This window comes from Acinetobacter sp. 809848 (genome assembly GCF_000581275.1).
Classification (GTDB): Bacteria; Pseudomonadota; Gammaproteobacteria; order Pseudomonadales; family Moraxellaceae; genus Acinetobacter; species Acinetobacter pittii.
The window spans coordinates 1-2,047 of the sequence record NZ_JEXG01000104.1 but is presented as its reverse complement, the minus strand read 5'-3'; the positions used below and the strand labels follow the sequence as shown (position 1 = coordinate 2,047).

The following is a 2,047-nucleotide window of genomic DNA, read 5'->3' as shown; positions in this document are numbered from 1 at the left end:
TGAACAGTTAAAATGGCAATAAGTTCATTTGAGTTTATTGCTGGTTATTAAAGTCGAGAAAATTTGTGATTCATGTTGTCCTATACGAGCCTGAAATTCCTGCCAATACAGGCAATATCATTCGTTTATGTGCTAATACTGGTGCACAGTTACATTTGGTCAAGCCTTTAGGTTTTGAATTAGATGATAAAAAGCTCAAACGAGCAGGCCTTGATTATCATGAATGGGCACGTATGCAAATTTGGGACAACATAGAACTTTGCCTTGCTGACCTGAAAGCTAAAGGGGTTGAGCATATTTTTCCACTCACCACTAAAGGTTCTGCAACTCCGCATACAGTTGATTTGAATCGACCTGTGGCTTTACTGATGGGACCAGAAACACGCGGTTTGCCTGAGCATGTTCGCTTGATGTTCCCACAAGAACAGTGGATTCGTTTGCCGATGGCGGAAAACTCAAGAAGTTTAAATTTATCTAATGCAACGGCTGTGATTGTTTATGAAGCATGGCGTCAGCAGGGTTTTAAAAACTTAGGATAAGTTAATAATTTTTAAATAAAAATAAGGCCACAGTTGTGGCCTTATTTGTTTTTTAGATGTCTTATTTAGGGAAAACAACACCACTTGCTAAATCATAATTTGTTGGTGAGTTAGTATAGACCGATCCAAGTCGAACTGCAAAGAACCAGCCTAAAGTACCTTGGTCTTGAATCCGATTTTCAAAGATATAAGGCTCATCTGTTTCGGATGCAGCATCTTCAATAAATACTTTATATTCAATAGGTCCTGTATTTTCACTGTCGCGCTCAAATAGATAACCATCAATATTAAAGAAGCCTAGGTTATTGTTCGCGTCGACTAATCTGTAACCTTCAGCCGCTTGTTCTTTAAGAAGTTTTTCAAGTTTAATTGCATCATCCTTGTTGAAAGGAATATGTTGTGGAACTTCAAAATAACGATATGCATAGGTTCCGTTATGGGTACTGCTATTTACGCAAGTAGGTACATAGAAGGTTCCATTCGTTGTGCCATTATTAGTGAATTCTGAGTTTGCGTAAATTAGCTTACAACCTTGTGCACCAAGTTCATTGAAGGCATTTAGAATACTTGTGCGAGAAGTGTTGGTTAAGAAGCGATTAGAGTACGAATAGGTTGCAGGTTTCTTATCATTTTTCACAAATAAATATTTATCTGTATCAGATGTAACCTCGCCAAATGAAAGCTTATATATATAGCCTAAGCTACCTTGTTTATTTAACTCATTCACCCATAGTAAATAACGGTTTGCTACTGAATTAGTTTTAACATCAACTGTTTTATAGGTGTATGTGTCAGTGGATTTATTGTTTTTAACATATAAATTTTTATACAGCGCAAAGCTTCCATCCGGATTATCTAATCTTACAGATGGGGTGAGAAGAGCGTAGCCTTGGCGTCCTTGATCATTAAGTTGACTTAATACGTCTGCCCAAGATTCCTTATTATCTCCTAGTCTAAAACTTGCTGTTGCCAATACTTGACTTGGCTTTTGCATGCTTGCTGGTGGAGTTGTTTTTGTGAAGCAGGTATTTGTGAGATCAAAGTTTGCTTGCTGCAAATAATTATGTATCGCATTTGGTTCATCTGTAGGAACTAGACAGAATTGGTTTGCATTTTTAAACCCTAGAATAGCTGGCTGTTTCTGCGTTAGCTTTCCTGCTACTACAAGCTGCCAATCTACTTTGTTATAGCTTGAGGTTTGTACTGTCTGAGGTGCTCCAATATTTGAAACCAGACTAAAATCTTCAGCTTGGCGGTAACTTGCAACAATGTTACCTGTACAGTTCGATTCATTCTCATAACGTACTGTTTCACTGGCAAATCGCAAGCTGTTATCAGAAACCTTAATGACATTCATTTTTAGAGCAGAGCCGTTAATACAACCTCCTTTGCCTGCTAACCAACTTCCAACAAAGCGATCCACTACACTTGTTGGTGTTGGTGTTGGTGTTGGTGATGGTGATGGTGATGGTGATGGTGATGGTGCCCATCATCGTGAAGTAACCATG

At 38.3% G+C, this 2,047-nt stretch carries 1 protein-coding gene and 1 pseudogene; one reads left to right on the top strand and one right to left on the bottom strand.

Annotation, left to right across the window (positions count from 1 at the left end):
- Nucleotides 1-65 precede the first annotated feature (65 nt).
- Nucleotides 66-539 (top strand): tRNA (cytidine(34)-2'-O)-methyltransferase, encoded by a 474-nt coding sequence (locus tag J536_RS23850; RefSeq protein ID WP_032062951.1) that lies wholly within the window; start codon nucleotides 66-68, stop codon nucleotides 537-539.
- A 61-nt stretch (nucleotides 540-600) separates the two neighbouring features.
- On the opposite strand, the pseudogene J536_RS23845 reads toward J536_RS23850, so the two are convergent.
- Nucleotides 601-2,010 (bottom strand): annotated as a pseudogene (locus J536_RS23845) (PT dipeptide repeat lipoprotein); the annotation flags it as partial.
- Nucleotides 2,011-2,047 lie beyond the last annotated feature (37 nt).